We start from the raw sequence: 20494 nt of genomic DNA, 5'->3' as shown, positions 1-20494 counted from the left end.
AATAAAAAAGTCAATCAACGAGAGAGATTATTTACACAAACTTCTTGACAGTCTCCACAAAGATATTGTGTTTAGTATATCATATTGATATACTATTTCTTGGGTCTTGATTGTTTTTATAAGTCCTTATTATGACCCACGTGCAGGTAGTAGAATCCCCTTCTACCTGTTTTATTATACCACAATAAATAACTGATGTTATATCAAATCTTAAGTTCTTTTGAAAATTTTTTCAAAAGGGCTTTTTTCTTGCACTATCCTTTCTAAGTTACGTTAGAATTGAAATGGAATTATAAAGTTATATTTAAAGAAGGTAAAGCATGTATCCAGATAATAATATTCTTACATATTTAAAATGGCGTGGTGACGTTGACTTCTCAACATCGCCTTTTAATGATATTGATGCACTTGTTTTATCTATTTTTTCTTATCTTGAATTACCAGGTATTGTTAAAAGTAACGGAACGACAATTAGTTTAGAGAAGGCTGCCAAGCTCTATTTTGCAGATGATCATCCTCGTTATGATAATTTGCAATACCAAGAACTATTTAAGTTAATGGCTCATGCAGACCGCTTTAAAAATGCAAAACTGTCGTATTTTATTAGTACGTTAACTGAACATACTCAATTTAGTGCAATCAAAATTGAACTAACTGATGGGACCAACTTTATTGCTTTTCGTGGGACTGACGATTCACTAATTGGCTGGAAAGAAGATTTTGAAATTAGTTTTAAAATCACTGTAGCCCAACAACAAGCAGTAAAATTGCTCGAAACTATTCTCAAAGCTGATGATCAAGATTATTACTTAGGCGGTCACTCAAAAGGTGGCAATTTAGCTGAATATGCTGCCATTAATATTGAGCCCAAATTAAGAAAAAGAATCAAACGTATTTATACCTTTGATTCACCTGGAATTGCAGAAGAAGTTGGTGCTCAGCTCCCTAATAAGTATTTGCAAAATACTCTACGCCGCTTTGTGCCAGACTTTAGCGTCATCGGTCGCTTGTTTGAGTCGAAAAATATTCCAGCCACTATTGTTGGTAGTACTCGCAAGGGATTAAGCCAACATGATGCTTTTTCCTGGCAAATAATCGGTTCTAACTTCGACACCAGACGCCACCGCAATGCTCAATCTCAAGTATATAATCAACTAATCAATCAATGGATTGGTAACGCCACCCTAGAAGAACGTGAGTCTTTAACTAATGACCTCTTCTCTGCTTTAAGCTCTAGCGGCGCAACTAAGATCAACGAACTTGATAAAAATGGTTTTGGCGGTTTTGGTGCAATTTTGTTTTCACTGGCTGATTCATCTCGGCGAACCCGTTTCGTCTTTGGTTCATTATTTTCCAGCATTTGGCAGACGATCAAGAGCCAGCAACTGACCAAAGCGCTTTTCTCAACAGACACAATTGTTGGTTGGGTGCTGGTAGTATTAGGAATCATTAGTCTAACTCTACCCCAATATGCAGTGCGCGCTTTTGGCGCCCTAGTTGCCTTCACGGGGATTGGTTTCAGTGTTCACCAAATTTTAACAACGGCAAAATCTAGTCTAAAAGACCGACAAAAAAACTTCTTTATTATTTCGTATTTAGTAGTTTTTGCTTTATCAACCGCGTTAATTTCTAATAACCGTCTACTAATTTTCTTAGCTCACTACTTCTTAGGACTATTCTTAATTATCTATTCCTACATTCGAATTAGGCAACTAGTCTTTCGTAAATTACCCGGAATTTTTCAGATTACTATTGTAGCGATCGAGGCATTAATTGCTTTTGCTTTAGGAATTATCGTAGTGGTTAACCCTAGTGCCTTTAATCGGAGAGCAATTATTATTATCGGTATTTTGCTAATTGCTTACGGCTTCTTCAAGTTAGTTGGCGAATTATTTGGCCAGCGCAGCAAAATGCCTAAAAATCATCGTTAAAAAAAGCTTGTTAACTTCAATATCAGTTAACAAGCTTTTTTCTTAGCCCTTAATAAAGGTATTAGCCTTTATATGCTTTAAAATGTTATACCCGATTGCACGAATATGATTTTTACTACCATAAGTTTGATTCAAAAACATTACAATTCCATTCTGATTATCAGTAGTCAGTTGCATCCAGTTAACAAAGTGGGTATCACCAAAATTGCCATAAGCGACTTTTAAAGTTTGATTCTTTTTCAGATAAAAACCACCTGAGTAAGTATTAACCTTAGAACTTAAATGACCAAGATAATGGAACTGTTTTTTAGTCAGAATCTTGCCATTTTGCATACCTGATTGGATTTTATAATAATCATTAGCCGTTGAAAATAGATTCCCAGCACCAGGCAATTGAGAAACAACATTACGATTAGCATAGGCACTAGCACTGTAATTTTTACCACCAGAATAAAGATATGAAATCGCATCAGTCTTTGACCGCGGAATTTGTTGGTAAATATAGGTTTGCTTCAACTTCAATGGTCGAATAACCCGCTGTTTCACATTAGCAGCATAAGACTTTCCCGTTACTTTACTGATAATGCCTGCCAGCAAAACATAGTTAGCATTATTGTAATTAAATTTACTGCGTCCCGTATTTTCTCGTGCATTGGCTTGGGCAATTATCCAATTGATCGCGCCATTTTCAGAAAAATTAACTCCATGATTAGATTCTGTTCCAATTACGTTAATTCCTGAGGTATGTGTCATTAACTGCCCCACCGTAATTTGGTTTGCATGCTTCAAATTTGAATACCAGCGTGAAATCTTAGTATTCTGATTGAATTTCTTCTGGTAGATTAACTGTGTAATTATTGCAGCAGTAACCATCTTTTGCAAAGAACCAACTGGATAAAGCAATTTTGTATTGCCATTTTTCAGTCGTTTGCTGTAATAACCGTAGCCTAAGCTAACACGTTGAGCATGCCCATTTTTTACAATTTCAATGCTTCCTCGTAAATGATGCTTTTTCATCATCTTAAGCGTATATTGCCATAGTTGCTTATTTGAATAACTCTTCGCCTGCACAGCATGATTTGACATTATCAAACACGATGAACAAAATAAAATGAAAGCTATCCCGAACTTTTTTAGTGTCTTCAAAATTTCAATCTCCTTTTAATCCTGAACTATTCTACCACAATCAAAAAGCGCAAAATCACATTTAATCATGGTTTGCGCTTTCATTTTTATTTTTCAAAATTTTTATAGTAAGTTCATCTTAACTAGGTATTCCGCATTTTCAACCGTATTCCATGCAGCACCCTTAAGCAAATTATCGGCTACAATCCACATGTTGAAGGCACCCTTATTTTCATAATCAGGGCGAATGCGGCCAACAAAAGTTTCTCGCTTACCTGTTGCATTAATTGGTTGCGGATAAATTTGATGTTTAATATCATCTTCCAAAACATTACCTGGAAAGGCAGCAACTGCATCTTTAATATCTTGTGCCGTTGCAGTCTCGTCTTCAACAGTAAAGTAGACACTTTCCCCATGAGAAATTGGCACAGGAACCCTAACACAAGTTGCAGTTACCTTGATATCTTTGGCATTCATGTCATTTAGCATGATCTTCTTTGTTTCATGAATCATCTTCCATTCTTCATGAGAATAGCCACTATCTTCTAAAACATCAATTTGAGGTAACAAATTAAAGGCTAATGGGTAATGCTTTTTGTCTCCTTTAGTAGGTAAAATATGAGCATCTGCTTGCATGTCTTTACCATCAAGGTAATCTTGACTTTCCTTTTTTAATTCATCAATTGCTGCTTGCCCTGCTCCTGAAGCAGCTTGATAAGTGGAAACGATAATTTGTTTCAAACCAAATTTTCTTCGAACTGATTCCAAAGCCATTACCATTTGAATTGTTGAACAATTTGGATTGGCAATGATGCCGTGATGCTTTTTCAATGCTTCTGGATTAACTTCAGGTACAACCAGTGGTACATCTGGTTCCATTCTAAATGCTGATGTATTATCAACACAGACAGCACCACGCTTAACGGCTTCCGGCAGAAACTTCTTTGACACTGCACCACCAGCTGAGGAAAGTACTAAATCTACACCATCAAATGATTCTGGTGTAGTTTCTTCAACTGTCAAATCTTGATCCTTAAATTTTAAAACTGTACCTGCTGAACGTGAGGATGCGAGTAGCTTTAAGCTTTTAACTGGAATCGTTGATTGTTCCAATTGTTCGATCATTCTTCTTCCCACGGCACCAGTAGCACCTAGAATTGCAACATTATATTCTTTCACTATTATTTTTCTCCTCGCAAAAAATTCTTCATTCTTTCCATCGCTTCATGTAGATTTTCATCACTGGAAGCATATGACATTCTAACGTACCCTTCTCCACCAGGACCAAAAGCACTACCTGGAGTAATACCGACTTTTGCTTCAAATGCTAAATCCAGTGCAAATTGCATATCATTTTTACCATATTTAGCTGGAATCTTAGCGAAAATATAAAATGCTCCCTGTGGTTTAACTGCTTGCATCCCCATCTTAGCTAATTCATCCAACACAAAATCGCGCCGTCTTTGATATATTTTGCGGTATTTTTCTGGATCATCCAATCCATGCTCCAAAGCTTCAGTCGCTGCAGCTTGAGAAGAGTCAGTTGTAGTCGTAACCATTAAACCATGGACTTTACCAATTTGTTCCATAATTTTTGCCGGACCAGCTACATAACCCAGTCGGTATCCTGTCATTGCATGTGACTTAGATAATCCAGAAATATAAATTGCCCGTTCAGGAATCACACTTGCAATTGAAAAATGCTTAACGCCATAAGTTAAAGTACTGTAAATTTCATCAGTAATTACGTACAGATTGTGTGCTTTTATCACTTCAGCTAATGCCCTAATTTCGCTTTCGGTGTATTCAACTCCTGTCGGATTAACTGGGTAGTTTAAGATAACCGCCTTGATATTAGATTCTTCCTTAAGTGTACTTTCTAATCTTTCTGGCCTTAATTTAAAGTTATCTTCTGACGTGTTCATTAATACATAATCTGCATCTGCTAAAGTTGCAACTGGCCAATATAGTGAAAATACCGGTGTAGGAATAGCAACCTTATCACCCGGATTGGTAATTGAAAATAGTGTCGCATTAATTGCTTCAGTTGCGCCAACTGTAACCACAATTTCAGTTTCTGGATCGTAAACTACTCCAGTTGCTTTTTTCAAATAATTGCTAATTGCTTGCCTAAGTTCCAATTTTCCCTTTTGTGGCGCATAGTGTGAATCATTATTTCGAATACTTTCAATTGCAGCTGTTTTAACATGCTCAGGTGTATTCATATCAGGCTCACCCAAAGTCAGCTTGATAATTCCAGGAATGGTTGAAACTTTATTATCAAAAATCCTAATCCCCGAAGCCTTAACAGATTGAATCTTCTTACTTAAAGCCAAGTCATTTGCTAATTCTGGCATAATTTTTCCTCTTATAAAATATTCTCTAAGCCAATAACTAGTTCAGTTAATTGATCAACTTTTTCTAAAGCAACTTTAACCCCACTCATAAAGGAATCACGATCAAATGAATCCTGTCTAATGGTTAAAGCTTCGCCAGGTCCACCAAATAAAACTTGCTCATGTGCAATATAGCCAGGTAAGCGTACTGAATGGATTTTAATTCCTTGATAATCTCCACCGCGAACATTGGCTAAAGTCTCAGTTTCATCAGGCGCAGTTTGATGTTCAGGACGATTTTGCGCGATCATTTTTGCAGTAGCTAAGGCAGTGCCTGAAGGTGCATCTTTTTTATCTGCATGATGCATTTCAATAATTTCAACATCAGGGAAATACTTAGCAGCTTCTTCAGCAAACTTCATTAATAAAACTGCTGACATTCCAAAATTAGGTGCGATTAAACCACCTAATTTTTCCTTTTTGGCTAGTTCAATCAAAGTTGCTTCTTGATCATCACTCAAGCCAGTAGTTCCAACAATAGGTTTAATTTGATGCGTTAAAGCAAAATAAACATTGTCATAGACAGCTGCGGGAGTAGTAAAATCAATCCAAATATCTGCAGCATGGTCAGGAATTTGACTTAATTGGTTAAAAATTTGGGCTGTTTTAGGTAAATGATATCTTTCAGGCTCATTTACTGCCTTTGGAGCAAATCCAGCCACCAATTCAAAATTGGGCAGCTGATTAACTAAACTAACAGCCTTTTGCCCCATTGCGCCAGTAAACCCAGCTATTAGTACTTTTTTAGGCATCTCGTCTTACCAATCCTTTCCTAAATTAAGTGGCAACTTTTGCATCAATGCATTAGCATTTAAACCTAAATGCTGGGCCAACTTTTCTTTTTCCTCATCACCTAAAGCGACTAATGGCAAACGACATCCCCCTACTATAAATCCTTGAGCATTCAAGGCTGCCTTAACAGGAGCTGGTGAAGGATACATAAACAAAGCCTGCATTTTCGGCGTTAACCAGCGTTGAATCGTGCCCGCCTCAGGATAATTTCCTTCATAAAGATCATCAAACATTCGCCGCATTTGTTTGCAATATAAATGGCTAGCTACGGAAATAACGCCATTGGCTCCTAGTAATCTTGCAGGTAACGCTTGCGTATCTTCACCACTAAATACCAAAAAATTAGGATCTTTATGATCAATAATGTATTCCATTTCTTCTAAAGATGCACATTGTTTGATTCCCTTAATATTTTTAAGGCGTGATAATTGAACTACCGTTTCTTTTTCCATTTTTACGCCAGTTCTACCGGGAATGTTATAAATCATAATTGGAATTTTAGTCTGAGCATTAACAGCACTAAAATGTGCAATCATGCTACGCTGATCAGGCTTATTGTACGGTGGCACTACTACTAAGGCATAATCAATTCCTTTAATCTGTGCTACCTCATTGGTGAAGGCGATAGTGGTTGCAGTGTCGTTACTGCCCGTTCCTGCAATAACCGGAACACGTCCATTAACAATTTGACCAAAATGCTGGTACAAGTCTATCTTTTCATCATGAGTCAGAGTTGGCGTTTCTCCGGTCGTACCACCAACTACAAAGCCATTGCAACCTTGGTCAATTAAATAATTAACCAGCTTTTCTAAACTGGCAAAATCTATTTTTTGATTCTCATCAAATGGCGTAACAATCGCCGTTAACAAATCTGCATCAATTAATGTTGCCATTTTATTGCCTCATTCTATTAATCAAAAATCCTTTGATTGCATCAACGCCGCGCTGAATGCTTTTCTCATCAGGATTAAGTGTAGCCGTATGCAATTGTGAATCAGGATCACCAACACCTAGCCAAAACATTGTCCCAGGGAATTTAGCCAGCAAAAAGCCAAAATCTTCACCTGTCATTTTTGGTTCAGTAGTAATAAAGTTAACCGTCGGCTGACTTTTCATATATGAAATAAAGTTCTTGGTTAATTGTGGGTTATTTTCTACTGGCCAATATCCACCTTGATTCAAATCTAACTTCACTTCTACACCAAAGCTTTTCTCAATACCAAGACAGATTTCTTTGAGACGTTGATCGATTGTCAAAATCATATTTTGAGTTAAGCCACGAATCGTGCCCTCAATTCTAGCTTGACCTGCAATTACATTTCTAATCGTACCAGCTTCGATTTTGCCTAGAGTAATAACACCACTTTGAATTGGATCTATGCTTCGTGAAATAATAGTTTGAACCTGCATGATCAAACTTGCTGCTGCAACTACCGTATCATTTGCATCTTGCGGAAAAGCTGCGTGTCCACTTTTACCTAAAATATCAATATTGACTTCAGTTGTACCAGCAAAAAGTGTACCCATCCGACACCCAATGCTACCAGCAGGCAAAGCGGGGTTATCATGCAAGCCATAGAACTCGTCAGGTTTAAATTGATCATGAAAAATTCTTTTTTCATAAGCTTGCATCCCACCACTTTGGCTTTCCTCGGCTGGCTGAAAGAAAAAAAGCAAATTATCTTGTGGCTGATTTTCACTAAAATAGCTTAACAAACCTAATGCCACGGTCATATGAATATCATGTCCACATGCATGCATTACTCCCTCATGTTTTGATGAAAATGCCAGTCCAGTTTTTTCAGTAACTGGTAAAGCATCGATATCAGCACGATATCCTATCGTTCTGTGCGGTTTTCTTCCTTTAACTAATACTAGAATTGCGGTAGGCAGTGTCGACGGTATCTCAACTTCCAAATAATCTTGCTTAAATTTTTGAATTATCTCGATTAAATAATCATGTGTTTCTTTTTCTGCTAGTGCTAATTCAGGTATTTGATGTAAATGCCTTCTAATTTGAATTAACTCACTTTCACTTAAAACTGACATTTTATAACTTTCTCAGATTATCTTCTAGTTCCGTCTTACTACTAGTTTTTTCATCAACTTTTTTAATAATTTTAGCAGGAACACCCGCTACCATCGTATGTGCTGGCACATCATGAGTAACTACTGCTCCGGCTGCAATAACGGCTCCTTCACCTACATGAACACCCTCAATCACAACTGCATTAGCTCCAATCATGACATTATCATCAATTTGAACCGGTTTAGCTGAAGCAGGCTCAATTACACCAGCCAATACGCTACCAGCTCCAATATGACAATGTTGTCCAACAATGGCACGGCCACCGAGAACTACGCCCATATCAATCATGGTATTAGCCCCGATTTCTGCTCCAATATTAATAATGGCACCCATCATAATTACTGCATTATTACCGATTACCACTTGATCACGAATAATAGCTCCTGGTTCAATTCGAGCATTAACTTTTTTGAAGTCCAATAAAGGAACTGCTGAATTTCGTGCATCATTTTCAATATGGTAGGCCGTAATTTGATGATTTTCTTTTAAAAATGGTTCAATATCTTTCCAGTCACCAAAGATCACGCCAGAATGAGCTTCAGTAAAATTCTCAATTTTCTTTGGAAAATCAATTTGTGCTAAATCTCCTTTAATAAAGACTTTTACCGGTGTCTTTTTTGGTGCATTACCGATGTAATCAATAATACTTTTTGCATCTAACTTTGCCATCTTTTTTCTCTTTTCTAATTTAAATATGATTGATCTAAATGAACCAAGTCTTCTAAACTTTCACGCTTAATGACTAATTTTGCTTTACCATTTTCTGCAAATACCACTGCTGGTCGAGGATTACGATTATAATTTGAAGCCATTGAATACCCATATGCACCTGTATCCAACATCGCTAACAAGTCTCCAGCTTTGACTTGTGGCAAAGCTTGATCTTCTGCTAATATATCGCCACTCTCGCAATACTTACCAGCAATACGAACATGTTCAGTCAAAGGCGCTTGTGGATCGGTGGCTAAAACTGTTTCATACTTAGCCTGATAAAGTGCAGGGCGAATATTATCTCCCATCCCGCCATCGACAGTAATATAAGAACGATAACCTGGAATATCCTTACGGCTACCCACCGTATAAAGGTTGTAACCGGCTGGACCAACAATTGATCTTCCCGGTTCAATATCGATTTCAGGTAAAGGATAATTCATTTTTTCAGCTTCAGTTTTGATCACCTTAACAATCGTCTTAACAAATTCTTCTGGTCGTAATGGATGATCTTCTTGGGTATATTTAATCCCAAAACCGCCACCAACATTAATAACTTGTGCAAGATAGCCATACTTTTCTCGCCAATCTTGCGCTACTACCATTAATTTTTGTGCTGCCATTTCAAAGCCGTTTAAGGCAAAAATCTGTGAGCCAATGTGAGCATGAATCCCCAACATTTTCATCCTAGGATTAGCTAGAACTTGTTTTAATGCCTTTTCTGCTTGACCTGATTCAAGATCAAAGCCAAATTTACTATCAATCTGACCTGTTTGATCATATTCATGGGTATGTGCTGAAATCCCTGGTGCAATACGCAACATGACACTAATCGTAGCATCGTACTTTTTTAAAACTTGCGCCAATAACTGAATCTCATGAAAATTATCAATAATAATTTTGCCAACATGATTTTTTACAGCCATTTCCAATTCAGTTAATGATTTATTATTACCATGAAAGCTAACTCTCTCCATTGGAAAATTGGCTTTTATTGCAGTAAATAACTCACCTGCTGAAACTACGTCAGTGTATGCTCCCTCTTCTGCAATAACTTGATACATTGCGATTGCTGCGAAAGCTTTACTTGCATAACTAACAGCATAGACCATGTTTTCTTCTTCAAAAACTTTCTTAAAAGCCCGAATTTGTCGACGAATTTGATCGACATCATAAACTACTAATGGCGTACCATACTTTTGAGCTAATTCTACTGTATCAACTCCACCAATCGTTAAATGGCCTTGCTCATTAATCTGATCTACTGCAATTTGTGAATTCATTTTGTTCTCCTGTCTTTTTCAGGCGAAACGCTAATAAAAAATCCATTGTCTGCGCCAAACAAACAATGGATTAATTTCTACTTAATCTATGGTCGATAGCGCTCCGCGAATTTTGTTCGCGACAGTCCGCAGTTTATTCAACTACGCCCCAGCTCAAGCCTTTAGCATGACTCAGCTTCGGCAACCTCCCCTTTTACAATTCATCTTCGTTTTGCCCAACTCAGAATTGTTACTTATGTCGGCTGCGCCTCTTCGATTGACTGTAGTTTACAATTTTATAAAAATATAGTCAACAAATTTATTATAAAAATTTAATTTTATTTGTAACAATGCGGCATTTAGAGTGATAAATTACAGTCATCACTTGCAAGATTAAAAAAGAATGTTAGAATTCAATTAAATTTAGTCTGACTTTTTTATTTAAATTAATGATTTCTGAAAACAAAAGGAGTTTTGAAATGAAAATCGTAAAGTTTGGTGGCTCTTCTTTAGCTACCGGTGAAAGTGTTGCACAAGCAATTCAAATTATTCTCAGCGATCCTCAACGACAAGTAATGGTTGTCTCTGCCCCAGGCAAAAGGAATACAACAGATATCAAAGTTACTGATCTGTTAATCAAGTACGCAGATTTAGCCTTAAAGCACAAGAATTGTGTTGAAATCGTGAATAAAATTTTTAGTCGCTATCAAGAAATTGGTCATTATTTTGGCTTAGCAGATACGGAATTAAGTATTATTAAACAAATTTTATTAGAGTTGCCCAATCAGGGTTATCCTAACGAAAAATATCTTTTAGCTGCATTTAAGGCACATGGTGAACGACTTAATGCTCGTTTAATTACTTTAGTTTTACGCCATCAAGGAATTAATAGTCGTTTTCTTGATCCGGCTGAAGCCGGTTTAATCGTGACTGGCGAGCCCAATGATGCCATTGTCAATCCAGAGAGCTACTTAAATCTTGACCAAATTAAAATTAAGGCTGATGAACGTATCGTATTTCCTGGCTTTTTTGGCATGACTCCGTCTGGTAATATCGCCACTTTTTCCCGTGGCGGGTCAGACATTACCGGGGCTATTCTAGCTCGCGGCTTTCATGCTGATCTCTATGAAAATTTTACAGATGTCAATGGGATTTTTGCCGCTAATCCTCATATTATTGAGCATCCCCAATCCATCAAGAAAATGACTTATCGCGAAATGCGAGAGTTGTCATATGCTGGCTTTTCTGTTTTTCACGATGAAGCATTGATTCCTGCTATTCAAGGACAGATTCCTATCAATGTGAAAAATACTCATGATCCTAGCAATCCTGGCACTATGATTGTCCCAGAAAAGGATTTTGTCCCAGATAATGCAATAACCGGCGTAACCAGCCAAAAACATTTTTCCGCATTATATTTGCATAAATATTTGCTCAATAAAGAAGCTGGTTTCACCTTACGTATATTACAAATTTTATACCAACATAATATTCCATATGAGCATATGCCATCTGGGATTGACGATATTACCATTATTTTTAACAATGATTTTCTAAACGATCAGTTAATTGATCAAATTTGTAATGAAATTCAAGCTACAATTAATCCAGATCAACTCGAATGGATTGAAGATTATGCAATTATTATGGTTGTCGGCGAAGGAATGCGACAAAAACATACCATCAGCCGTCAAATTATCGATTCTTTAGGCGATCATGATATTTCACCACAAATGATCAATCAGGGAGCTTCTCAAATTTCAATCATGATCGGTACTAAAAAAGAAAAGGCTGATGAAGCAGTAAAAATTATTTATCAAAAGTTTTTTAATTAGGGGGCATTATGATTAATTCGTAAATTGCAATAATAAATTGAACACTTTTAATCAAGCTGCTTGATAGATTAGATCTAATTCTCTTTCAAAGATTTCATCTGGTGTATGATATGCCAATATCTTTCTTGGTAAAGAGTTGCACCAGGTTTCAATGTCTATGATGTCTTGTAGTGAATAATTGTCTATTGCCTCTCCCTTAGGAATAAATCTGCGAATGAGTCCATTATGTCTTTCAACGGTTCCCTTGTCACAAGATGTATAAGGATGAGCATAGTAAACTAAAGTATTTGATACGTCTTCTAAGCTTGAAAGATCTGCAAACTCTGAGCCATTATCAGTGGTAATGGTTTTAAAAATATCATTCCAATGTTCGCTGTATTGCCTTTGGAGTTCTTTAAAGGCCTGCATGACACTGACAGAAGTCTTGTCAGGAATACGAAGAATTAAGAACTCACGACTCATACGTTCAGATAAGGTTAGCAGCACCTCATCATCTTTGCTCTTATGTCCGAGAACTAAATCGCATTCCCAATGGCCAAACTCATTACGTTTATTGATCTCTTTAGGACGTTCTTCAATGCTTCTGCCAAGTTTTTTCTTATTTCTGCGAATACGATGAAGCTTGGTATTGCGTTTAAGCTTCTCTGGCAAGTCGTAATTATGTATATCTAATAGACCTTGGTCGACATAATTGTAAAGAGTCTTAGTACAGACAACATCTCTGCTGCTAAATGCGCCAACAGCGGTGGCGCGATTACTGCACACATCAAGCGACCAGCCGTCTTTAAAGAAATGTTTGTGGACATAGCGCATGAATTGAGTTTTCCTGAGAAAGTCTGATTTACGTCCACAATTTTTACGATGAGCTTGATATGCATCATGTCCTTGAGTAGCCTTATATCTTTTGACTTTGCCATGATACAGTTCTACAGTACCGCGCTTAACCTCATAACTGATAGTAGAAGGGGAACAGTTTAATTCACGGGCAATGGCACGCAAAGAATAGCCATCTTTCAAACGCAATTGAATAATAACTCTTTCCTCGAATGATAAATGCTTGCCTTTAATGTGATGATTCATGGTAGAATGTAAAGAGTCCATTTTGACCTCGTTTCTAAATGTTGTGTGGTAACTACATTCTATCAAACAGGTCCGAATGGACTTTTTATTTTTTATTAAGTGTTCAATTTAATTTTACAATCAGCGATTATGATTAATTTATTCAAAGTTCACGGTTCGCAAAATCATTTCTTTATTCTTGATCAAACACAATTCGAACACGAATTAAGTGACGCCGAGCTAAAAAATCTTACGCAAAAGATTACCAATCCACAAACTGGACTGCTTCACGGAGCAGATGGCGTTTTAGTAGTTAATCATCCCGTGCATTCTAACTCACTTGGCCAGATGCGTGTAATCAATGCTGATGGAAGTGAAGCATCAATGTGTGGCAACGGCCTACGCACCGTTGCTCGTTACCTAAGTGAAAAAACGGGAAAAGATAATTTCCTAGTTGACACAATGAATGCCAGCTTACGTGTTAGAAGAGAAAAAGATTTTGCTTCTAACGTGCCAGCATTTGCAGTTGAGATCTCTCCTGTACGCTTTAATAAAGAGGCACTCCCTTTTGATAATTTAGGACAAGAACGGATTATTGATGCTTGGTTGCCAGAAATTTATCCTGGATTACGTTTTACTTCAATTGCCGTACCTAACCCACATTTAATTTCTTTTGTTAATCAAGCAGAAATTACCGGCCCGATCTTAGGCATTGTTGGTAAAAAATTAAATAGCAATAATCCCTACTTTACAGATGGCGTCAATGTTAATTTCGCGCAAATTTTAGATAAAAATAAACTTTTTGTCCGCACTTACGAACGGGGCGTTGGTTTTACCAATGCCTGTGGTACTGGAATGTCCGCGACTTCTCTTGCTCTTACTTTAACCCACCCCGAAATAGGCAACTTAAATACACCAATATCAGTTTATAATCCTGGCGGTATGGTTAAAACTATCGTGCATTATGAAAAAAATAGTTATTGGATCGAGCTTATTGGTAACGCTACTTTTACTCATCGAATTAAGCTTTCTGAAGCTGACTTAAGGAAAGGTGATTTTTCCAATGTCCAGATCCAAAAGACTGCTGAACAAAGTGCTTATGAAAAATTTATTGCTAATCTGCCAAAGTTCAATGACATTACAACTTTAGCGTAAAAAAATGGCTTGCAACACGCAAGCCATTTTTACTTTTTAATTATTAATCTAAGTCTTTCAAGCCATGCTTTTTCTTGGAAACGCGATAAAAAATATAAGGTGCAGTAGCGGCTACGTTACCCATATCCGTCAGAATTTGATAAAAGCTAGTCACTGCGCTACCACCGAATGAGACCACCGCAATTAATAGGCAAACTAAGACAGTTTGAGCCCACATCGCATTAGCAGGAATACCGTGTTTATTTAATTTAGTCGCAAACGTGGATCAGATCCCATGATGAAAGATTTAATTGGTGAATAAAGCAAAACAAAGAAAGCACCTGTCATTCCCATCAAACCAGATAAAGCAATTGCTCTAGTAAAGAATTTACCAATCAATAAACTCGTGTTAGGATCCAAATGAAGTGCGGTTCCAAAGGCTTTGCCAAGTGTGTCATATACGGTATACGTAATATTTCCAGTATTGGCATTGGCTGCTAAAATATCTTTTTGATAATTAACTGAAAAACCGGTCATAAAAATCATCAAAACATAAGAAATAATAGTGAACAATGACCCAATAATTAAGCCTTTAGGGAAATCTTTTTCTGGGTGTTTCATACTGTCAATCACACCACCGACGGTTTCCATCCCACCATATGCAAAGACTGCATAAACTACGAAAGAAATAATCGTAATTGGCGTTTGAAAACTTTTATTAGGCGAAATAATAAAACTTTGCCACCCAGTAATCGGCTGAGCCAATTGTCCATGATTCATAATCAAGACCGTTAAACTAGCTAGAATAAAGACTGCATTCATTACAATCATGAACCAACCACCGATTGATGACATAATTTTAATTCCAGTTATCCCTCTGGAAGACAGGTACGTTGATACAATCATGAATAAAATTGCTAGTACACCTATCAATTGAGTACCATGCAAGCCCAAAATATTCCATTCTTGAGTTGTATCTTTGCCAAAAATAAGGGCAGAGATTGAAATCCAAAGCCTTGAGGCGCTTGCAACCAGCCACAGCACCCAGTTAGCCAGCCATACAAAAGTCCCAATAAAGGCCTATTTTTGTCCAATTGAGCCAGCTGGGAAAAAGAAACAGACGCCAGCCAAAATAAACCAAATGATCCCAGCATATGTCATTTGCTCATAAGAAACAGAAACATTGCCAAAACCATAAACCGTTGTGATAATCATCAACACAAGGCTCATAGTCGTCAATGATTTTTTAGTTTGTGAATTTTCATCATCCAAGATAAAGCCTCTACTTTCTATTTACACTTTCCATTTTAGCATCGTTTATCTTGAATAAATTTATTCTAATTTTAGGCTCATAAGAAAAAACTACTAGTTATTCACTAGTAGCGCTTCATTTTTATTCATTAATTCTTTTTTCAATCCAATTACTTAATTCAGTTACATGTAATTTAGTGACCGAACTAAAAGTCAAAACGGTGACATGATCATAGTTGAGATTCAACTTTTTCTTTAAGCCTGACATCACCTTATTAGTTTGACTCTTTTTTATTTTATCCATCTTGGTACAAACTACCAAAATTGGGATATTTAGATATTGAGCATAATCATACATAGCAATATCATCTTTGGTTGGTTCATGACGACTATCTACTAAAATAATTAGTCCCTTTAGGTTGGGTCTAGTTTCTAAATAATCTTGAATCATTTCGCCAAATTCTTGCCGCTTCTTCTGTGAAACTTTGGCATAGCCATAACCTGGTACATCAACCAAATAAAATTTTTCATTGACTTTGTAGAAATTCAAAGTTTGTGTCTTTCCAGGCTGTGACGAGGTCCTAGCTAAGTTTTTACGCTTTAATAGGGTATTTATCAAGCTGGACTTTCCCACGTTTGAGCGGCCTGCTAATGCGATCTCAGGCAAGTTATCTTTAGGATATTGATCTTCTCTAACAGCACTAACTGCATAACTACTGCTTTTAATGATCATTGACACTTACCTGTTCTTTATTATCAGTATTTTTGCGGATTACCTTTGGCTTAGCGTGCTTAGTAATTACGTCCTTAGTTACTTCAACGGTCTCAATATCCTCTTCACTAGGAGTTTCATACATAATATCCATAATTGAATTTTCGATAATTGTTCTAAGTCCACGTGCACCCATATTTCTTTGGATTGCTAAGTCAGCAATTGCCTTCAGAGCACCATCAGTAAACTTCAAATTAACATCGTCAAGTGATAATAATTTCTTATACTGCTTAACTAAAGCATTCTTTGGTTCAGTTAGCACTCTGACCAAATCCTTACTACTCAATTTATCAAGCGTAGTAATAATTGGAATTCTACCAATGAATTCAGGAATCATTCCAAATTTAACTAAGTCAGCTGTAGTCAAATGGCGTGTCCAATCATCTGCATTAATTTTATCTGCCTCATTTTCCGCACCAAAGCCAATGGTCTTTTTACCTAAACGATTTTTAACGATTTGTTCAATTCCGTCGAATGCCCCACCAACAATAAATAGAATGTTAGTCGTGTCCATCTTAATCATTTCTTGTTGAGGGTGCTTACGCCCACCTTGAGGTGGAACAGAGGCAATTGTACCTTCCAAGATCTTTAATAATGATTGCTGTACACCTTCACCTGAAACATCACGCGTAATTGAGACATTCTCAGATTTTTTAGAAATTTTATCAATTTCATCAATATAAATAATGCCACGCTGTGCACGTTCCAAATCATAATCAGCATTTTGTAGTAACTTAAGCAAAATATTTTCAACGTCTTCACCAACATACCCTGCTTCAGTCAAGGTAGTTGCATCGGCAATTGCAAATGGGACATTTAAAATACGAGCCAAAGTCTGAGCAAGATATGTCTTACCTGATCCAGTTGGTCCGATCATTGCAATATTTGATTTTTGTAATTCAGTTGAAGAATCAACATCCATTTGGCTAATTCTCTTATAGTGATTATATACAGCAACTGATAAGACTTTTTTAGCACGGTCTTGACCAATAACATATTGATCAAGTTCCTTTTTTATTTCAACAGGCTTAGGTAATTCACGAGCTGCTTTAAGTGAATCTGCTCGTAATTCATCGTCAATAATTTTTTTAGCCAAGTCAACACATTCATTACAAATATATACACCGTTACCGGCAATCATTTTCTTAACTTGGTCTTGAGTTTTGCCACAAAAAGCGCATTTAATCTCTTCTTGATCTGTAAACTGATTTGCCATTATTTTTCCTCCTATATCTACCAAAAATCAGATTATCATAAATTAACTAATATTGATAAATATTAAGCTCGAACAGCAAAAAAAGCGGCCTATAGCCGCTCTTTTTGAGAAATTAGCAAATATTACTATTACTTGCTTTCCTTCTTGTCATCGTCTTCTTTGTTTTCAAGCTTTGACTTAGCAACTTGCTTAGCATTATCAGTAATAAGATCCATAGCCTTACGTACAGTAATGTCGTGGCCTAACATGTCATCTGATAAGGTGTTACGTACCATCTTTTCATCCATGTTGTATTCTGAAGCAAGATCCTTGATTTCTTTATCAATTTCTTCCTTAGTTGCCTTAAGGTCTTCAGCAGCAACAATAGCTTCAAGAACTAAGTTAGTTTTAACTCTTTCAGCTGCATTCTTTTCAAATTGTGAACGCAATTGTTGTTCGTTGGTATTAGTCAACTTGTAGTAAGTTTGTGGGTCAATACCTTGACGTTGCATATTACCCAAGTATTGGTTCAATTGAGTATCAACATCTTCTTGAATCATAGCATCAGGAATTTCATCGATAGTAGCGTTGCTTACAGCACCTTCAATTGCAGCTTCTTGAATAGCGTCGTTTGCTTGTTGTTCCTTTTGTTCCTTCAAGTCCTTCTTGATCTTTTCCTTTAAGTCATCAAGGGTGTCTACAGAGTCATCAACGTCCTTAGCAAATTCATCGTCTAACTTAGGAAGTTGCTTTGACTTAACTTCGTGAATCTTAGTTGCAAAGTGTGCTTCTTTACCAGCTAAATCCTTTGCACCGTAATCTTCAGGGAAAGTTACAACTACATCAACATCATCGCCGGCTTCATGGCCTTCAAGTTGATCTTCAAAGCCAGGAATAAATGCACCTGAACCTAATTCAAGTGAGTAGTTTTCAGCTGAGCCGCCTTCGAATGGCTTGTCGTCGATAGTACCCTTGTAATCGATAGTAACAGTATCGCCCTTTTCAGCCTTACCCTTCTTAAGAACAAGTTCTGCATTTTGTTCACGGCGCTTGTCAAGTTCAGCATCAATGTCCTTTTGGTAAACACGAGTGTTTTGCTTAGGAACTTCGATACCCTTGTAGTCACCTAACTTAACTTCTGGTTCTACAGTAACAGTAGCCTTCATAGTCCAATCCTTGTCCTTATCCATTGATACAGGAACAATTTGTGGTTGGCCAACTGCCTTAATACCTGCTTCTTTAACAGCAGCAGAATATGCATTTGGTAATACAATATTTAAGGCATCTTCATATAATGCTTCTTCACCGTAATATTGATCAAAGATCACACGTGATACGTGACCCTTTCTAAAGCCAGGAACACGCAAGTTTTTCTTTACTCTTCTAAAAGCTTGGTCTAAACCTAATTTAATTTCATCTTGTGAAATATCAAAAGTAAGATCACCGGTTGTCTTACCGGTCTTTTCCCATTTAACAGACATTAATTAAATACCTCCAATGTCAAATTTGAGTTTGCTTCTTGCATACTAAGTTATCTTACCTTAAAAGGCCGCAAAAAACAAATTTAAAAGAAAAAAGATGCGCTCCTGTGAAGAAGTGCATCTTTTTTAACTATATCGTTAGAAATTAGTCAAGGATTTCAGTAACCTGACCGGCACCAACGGTACGACCACCTTCACGGATGGTGAACTTAGTACCCTTTTCGATGGCAGCTGGCTTGATTAACTTAACAGTAAATTCAGTGTTATCACCAGGCATAACCATTTCAGTACCTTCTGGCAATTCAATTTCACCAGTAATATCAGTGGTGTGGAAGTAGAATTGTGGACGGTAGTCTGAGAAGAATGGGGTGTGACGGCCGCCTTCTTCCTTCTTCAAGATATAAACTTGACCCTTGAATTCCTTGTGGGTTTGAATTGAGCCTGGAGCAGCCAATACTTGACCACGAACAACTTGGTCACGGTCAATACCACGAAGCAATACACCAACGTTATCGCCGGCTTCACCTAAGTCAAGAGTCTTGTGGAACATTTCCAAACCAGTAACAACTGACTTAAGAACCTTGTCTACCAAACCAACGATTTCAACTTCGTCACCGACCTTAACAGTACCACGGTCAATACGACCTGAAGCAACAGTACCACGACCAGTGATAGTAAATACGTCTTCAACTGGCATTAAGAATGGCTTGTCAGTTTGACGTTCTGGAGTTGGGATGTATTCGTCAACGACGTCCATCAACTTAAGAATTTGTTCTTGAGCTTCCTTGTCGCCTTGTAAAGCCTTCAAAGCTGAACCACGAACAACTGGAATATCGTCACCAGGGTAATCGTATTCAGTCAACAAGTCACGAACTTCCATTTCAACTAAGTCGATCAATTCTGGGTCGTCAACTAAATCACACTTGTTTAAGAAAACAACGATGTAGTTAACACCAACTTGACGAGCAAGCAAAATGTGTTCACGAGTTTGTGGCATAGGACCATCAGTTGCAGCAACAACTAAGATAGCACCATCCATTTGTGCAGCACCGGTAATCATGTTCTTGATGTAGTCGGCGTGGCCTGGAGCGTCCATGTGAGCGTAGTGACGATTTTCAGTTTCGTATTCTACGTGGGCGGTATTAATAGTAATACCACGTTCCTTTTCTTCTGGTGCAGCATCGATTTGTGAGTAATCTTCAGCCTTAGCCAAACCCTTGTCAGCCAAAACAGTAGTAATAGCCGCAGTTAAAGTGGTCTTACCGTGGTCAACGTGACCGATAGTACCAATGTTTACGTGTGGCTTAGTTCTAACGTAATGTTCTTTTTCTGCCATTAAAATGACCCTCCTGTAAATTTGCAAGAAGTCCGTTGAGATAAGTTAACGGATAATTCTCTGTTGAATATTGTACTACTTTCTTCGGCAAATGCCTAGTAAAAAAGCTTAAGCGAAATTGCCTA

16 protein-coding genes, 1 pseudogene and 1 riboswitch are annotated in these 20494 nt (G+C 37.2%); of the genes and pseudogenes, 3 read left to right on the top strand and 14 right to left on the bottom strand.

All coding sequences use genetic code 11. The features are described from left to right. The first annotated feature begins 320 nt into the window (after positions 1–320). Positions 321–1931: an Mbeg1-like protein gene (locus CP352_RS09000; protein WP_013086192.1), complete on the top strand. Its 1611-nt coding sequence runs from the start codon at positions 321–323 to the stop codon at positions 1929–1931. Between the two features lie 42 nt (positions 1932–1973). Here CP352_RS09000 and CP352_RS08995 read toward each other — a convergent pair whose 3' ends face one another. The 8 genes from CP352_RS08995 to lysA all read right to left on the bottom strand — a co-directional run bounded on the left by CP352_RS08995 (position 1974) and on the right by lysA (position 10327). Further along, positions 1974–3017, bottom strand: coding sequence for a serine hydrolase (locus tag CP352_RS08995; RefSeq protein WP_098034923.1), 1044 nt, complete (start codon positions 3015–3017; stop codon positions 1974–1976). Positions 3018–3179: 162 nt separating this feature from the next. After that, the gene (locus CP352_RS08990) at positions 3180–4238 is read right to left on the bottom strand and encodes an aspartate-semialdehyde dehydrogenase (RefSeq protein ID WP_089143518.1); all 1059 of its coding nucleotides are present in this window, start codon (positions 4236–4238) and stop codon (positions 3180–3182) included. Further along, positions 4238–5413, bottom strand: a complete 1176-nt coding sequence (locus CP352_RS08985) for an aminotransferase class I/II-fold pyridoxal phosphate-dependent enzyme (protein WP_089143519.1) — start codon at positions 5411–5413, stop codon at positions 4238–4240. The genes CP352_RS08990 and CP352_RS08985 overlap by 1 nt, the downstream gene beginning before the upstream one ends. Positions 5414–5424: 11 nt before the next feature. Further along, positions 5425–6204 carry a 4-hydroxy-tetrahydrodipicolinate reductase gene (gene dapB / locus CP352_RS08980; RefSeq protein ID WP_005718904.1) on the bottom strand — a complete coding sequence of 260 codons (780 nt, stop codon included), beginning with the start codon at positions 6202–6204 and terminating at the stop codon, positions 5425–5427. Between the two features lie 6 nt (positions 6205–6210). Beyond that, entirely contained in the window at positions 6211–7137 is a 927-nt protein-coding gene (gene dapA / locus CP352_RS08975) for a 4-hydroxy-tetrahydrodipicolinate synthase (protein ID WP_013086187.1), read from the bottom strand. Between the two features lies 1 nt (position 7138). Next, positions 7139–8293: an N-acetyldiaminopimelate deacetylase gene (locus CP352_RS08970; RefSeq protein WP_013086186.1), complete on the bottom strand. Its 1155-nt coding sequence runs from the start codon at positions 8291–8293 to the stop codon at positions 7139–7141. 1 nt (position 8294) lies between these two features. Beyond that, positions 8295–9002, bottom strand: coding sequence for a 2,3,4,5-tetrahydropyridine-2,6-dicarboxylate N-acetyltransferase (gene dapD / locus CP352_RS08965; protein WP_065990403.1), 708 nt, complete (start codon positions 9000–9002; stop codon positions 8295–8297). A 14-nt stretch (positions 9003–9016) separates the two neighbouring features. After that, on the bottom strand, positions 9017–10327 hold the full coding sequence (lysA, locus tag CP352_RS08960) for a diaminopimelate decarboxylase (RefSeq protein WP_089143520.1): 1311 nt from the start codon (positions 10325–10327) through the stop codon (positions 9017–9019). An 87-nt stretch (positions 10328–10414) separates the two neighbouring features. Further along, a riboswitch (Lysine riboswitch) is annotated at positions 10415–10588 on the bottom strand. 197 nt (positions 10589–10785) lie between these two features. Here lysA and CP352_RS08955 point away from each other — a divergent pair. Then, positions 10786–12141 carry an aspartate kinase gene (locus CP352_RS08955; RefSeq protein ID WP_061204619.1) on the top strand — a complete coding sequence of 452 codons (1356 nt, stop codon included), beginning with the start codon at positions 10786–10788 and terminating at the stop codon, positions 12139–12141. A gap of 51 nt (positions 12142–12192) precedes the next feature. Here CP352_RS08955 and CP352_RS08950 read toward each other — a convergent pair whose 3' ends face one another. Next, positions 12193–13242, bottom strand: coding sequence for an IS30 family transposase (locus tag CP352_RS08950; RefSeq protein WP_005721492.1), 1050 nt, complete (start codon positions 13240–13242; stop codon positions 12193–12195). Positions 13243–13350: 108 nt separating this feature from the next. Here CP352_RS08950 and dapF point away from each other — a divergent pair, with 108 nt between their 5' ends. Further along, positions 13351–14355, top strand: coding sequence for a diaminopimelate epimerase (dapF, locus tag CP352_RS08945; RefSeq protein WP_089143338.1), 1005 nt, complete (start codon positions 13351–13353; stop codon positions 14353–14355). An 88-nt stretch (positions 14356–14443) separates the two neighbouring features. Here dapF and yjeM read toward each other — a convergent pair. The 5 genes and pseudogenes from yjeM to tuf all read right to left on the bottom strand — a co-directional run. Beyond that, a pseudogene (gene yjeM, locus CP352_RS08940) lies at positions 14444–15564 on the bottom strand (glutamate/gamma-aminobutyrate family transporter YjeM); the annotation flags it as partial. Between the two features lie 163 nt (positions 15565–15727). After that, positions 15728–16318, bottom strand: coding sequence for a ribosome biogenesis GTP-binding protein YihA/YsxC (yihA, locus tag CP352_RS08935; protein WP_013086179.1), 591 nt, complete (start codon positions 16316–16318; stop codon positions 15728–15730). Further along, positions 16308–17573, bottom strand: coding sequence for an ATP-dependent Clp protease ATP-binding subunit ClpX (gene clpX, locus CP352_RS08930; RefSeq protein WP_005721319.1), 1266 nt, complete (start codon positions 17571–17573; stop codon positions 16308–16310). The genes yihA and clpX overlap by 11 nt, the downstream gene beginning before the upstream one ends. Before the next feature lie 128 nt (positions 17574–17701). Further along, positions 17702–19033: a trigger factor gene (tig, locus tag CP352_RS08925; protein WP_005718891.1), complete on the bottom strand. Its 1332-nt coding sequence runs from the start codon at positions 19031–19033 to the stop codon at positions 17702–17704. 145 nt (positions 19034–19178) lie between these two features. Continuing rightward, positions 19179–20369 (bottom strand): elongation factor Tu, encoded by a 1191-nt coding sequence (gene tuf / locus CP352_RS08920; protein ID WP_013086177.1) that lies wholly within the window; start codon positions 20367–20369, stop codon positions 19179–19181. Between the last annotated feature and the right edge of the window lie 125 nt (positions 20370–20494).

The organism is Lactobacillus sp. UMNPBX1, from assembly GCF_002554085.1.
GTDB classification, from domain to species: domain Bacteria; phylum Bacillota; class Bacilli; order Lactobacillales; family Lactobacillaceae; genus Lactobacillus; species Lactobacillus crispatus.
This window is presented reverse-complemented; position numbering and strand designations above follow the sequence as displayed.

Excerpts from the sequence above, each read along its gene's own strand:
- CP352_RS09000 (WP_013086192.1), top strand. The coding sequence starts at position 321 with ATGTATCCAGATAATAATATTCTTACATATTTAAAATGGCGTGGTGAC.
- CP352_RS08995 (WP_098034923.1), bottom strand. The coding sequence starts at position 3,017 with ATGTCAAATCATGCTGTGCAGGCGAAGAGTTATTCAAATAAGCAACTA.
- CP352_RS08985 (WP_089143519.1), bottom strand. The coding sequence starts at position 5,413 with ATGCCAGAATTAGCAAATGACTTGGCTTTAAGTAAGAAGATTCAATCT.
- dapB (WP_005718904.1), bottom strand. The coding sequence starts at position 6,204 with ATGCCTAAAAAAGTACTAATAGCTGGGTTTACTGGCGCAATGGGGCAA.
- dapA (WP_013086187.1), bottom strand. The coding sequence starts at position 7,137 with ATGGCAACATTAATTGATGCAGATTTGTTAACGGCGATTGTTACGCCA.
- CP352_RS08970 (WP_013086186.1), bottom strand. The coding sequence starts at position 8,293 with ATGTCAGTTTTAAGTGAAAGTGAGTTAATTCAAATTAGAAGGCATTTA.
- dapD (WP_065990403.1), bottom strand. The coding sequence starts at position 9,002 with ATGGCAAAGTTAGATGCAAAAAGTATTATTGATTACATCGGTAATGCA.
- lysA (WP_089143520.1), bottom strand. The coding sequence starts at position 10,327 with ATGAATTCACAAATTGCAGTAGATCAGATTAATGAGCAAGGCCATTTA.
- CP352_RS08955 (WP_061204619.1), top strand. The coding sequence starts at position 10,786 with ATGAAAATCGTAAAGTTTGGTGGCTCTTCTTTAGCTACCGGTGAAAGT.
- CP352_RS08950 (WP_005721492.1), bottom strand. The coding sequence starts at position 13,242 with ATGGACTCTTTACATTCTACCATGAATCATCACATTAAAGGCAAGCAT.
- dapF (WP_089143338.1), top strand. The coding sequence starts at position 13,351 with ATGATTAATTTATTCAAAGTTCACGGTTCGCAAAATCATTTCTTTATT.
- yihA (WP_013086179.1), bottom strand. The coding sequence starts at position 16,318 with ATGATCATTAAAAGCAGTAGTTATGCAGTTAGTGCTGTTAGAGAAGAT.
- clpX (WP_005721319.1), bottom strand. The coding sequence starts at position 17,573 with ATGGCAAATCAGTTTACAGATCAAGAAGAGATTAAATGCGCTTTTTGT.
- tig (WP_005718891.1), bottom strand. The coding sequence starts at position 19,033 with ATGTCTGTTAAATGGGAAAAGACCGGTAAGACAACCGGTGATCTTACT.
- tuf (WP_013086177.1), bottom strand. The coding sequence starts at position 20,369 with ATGGCAGAAAAAGAACATTACGTTAGAACTAAGCCACACGTAAACATT.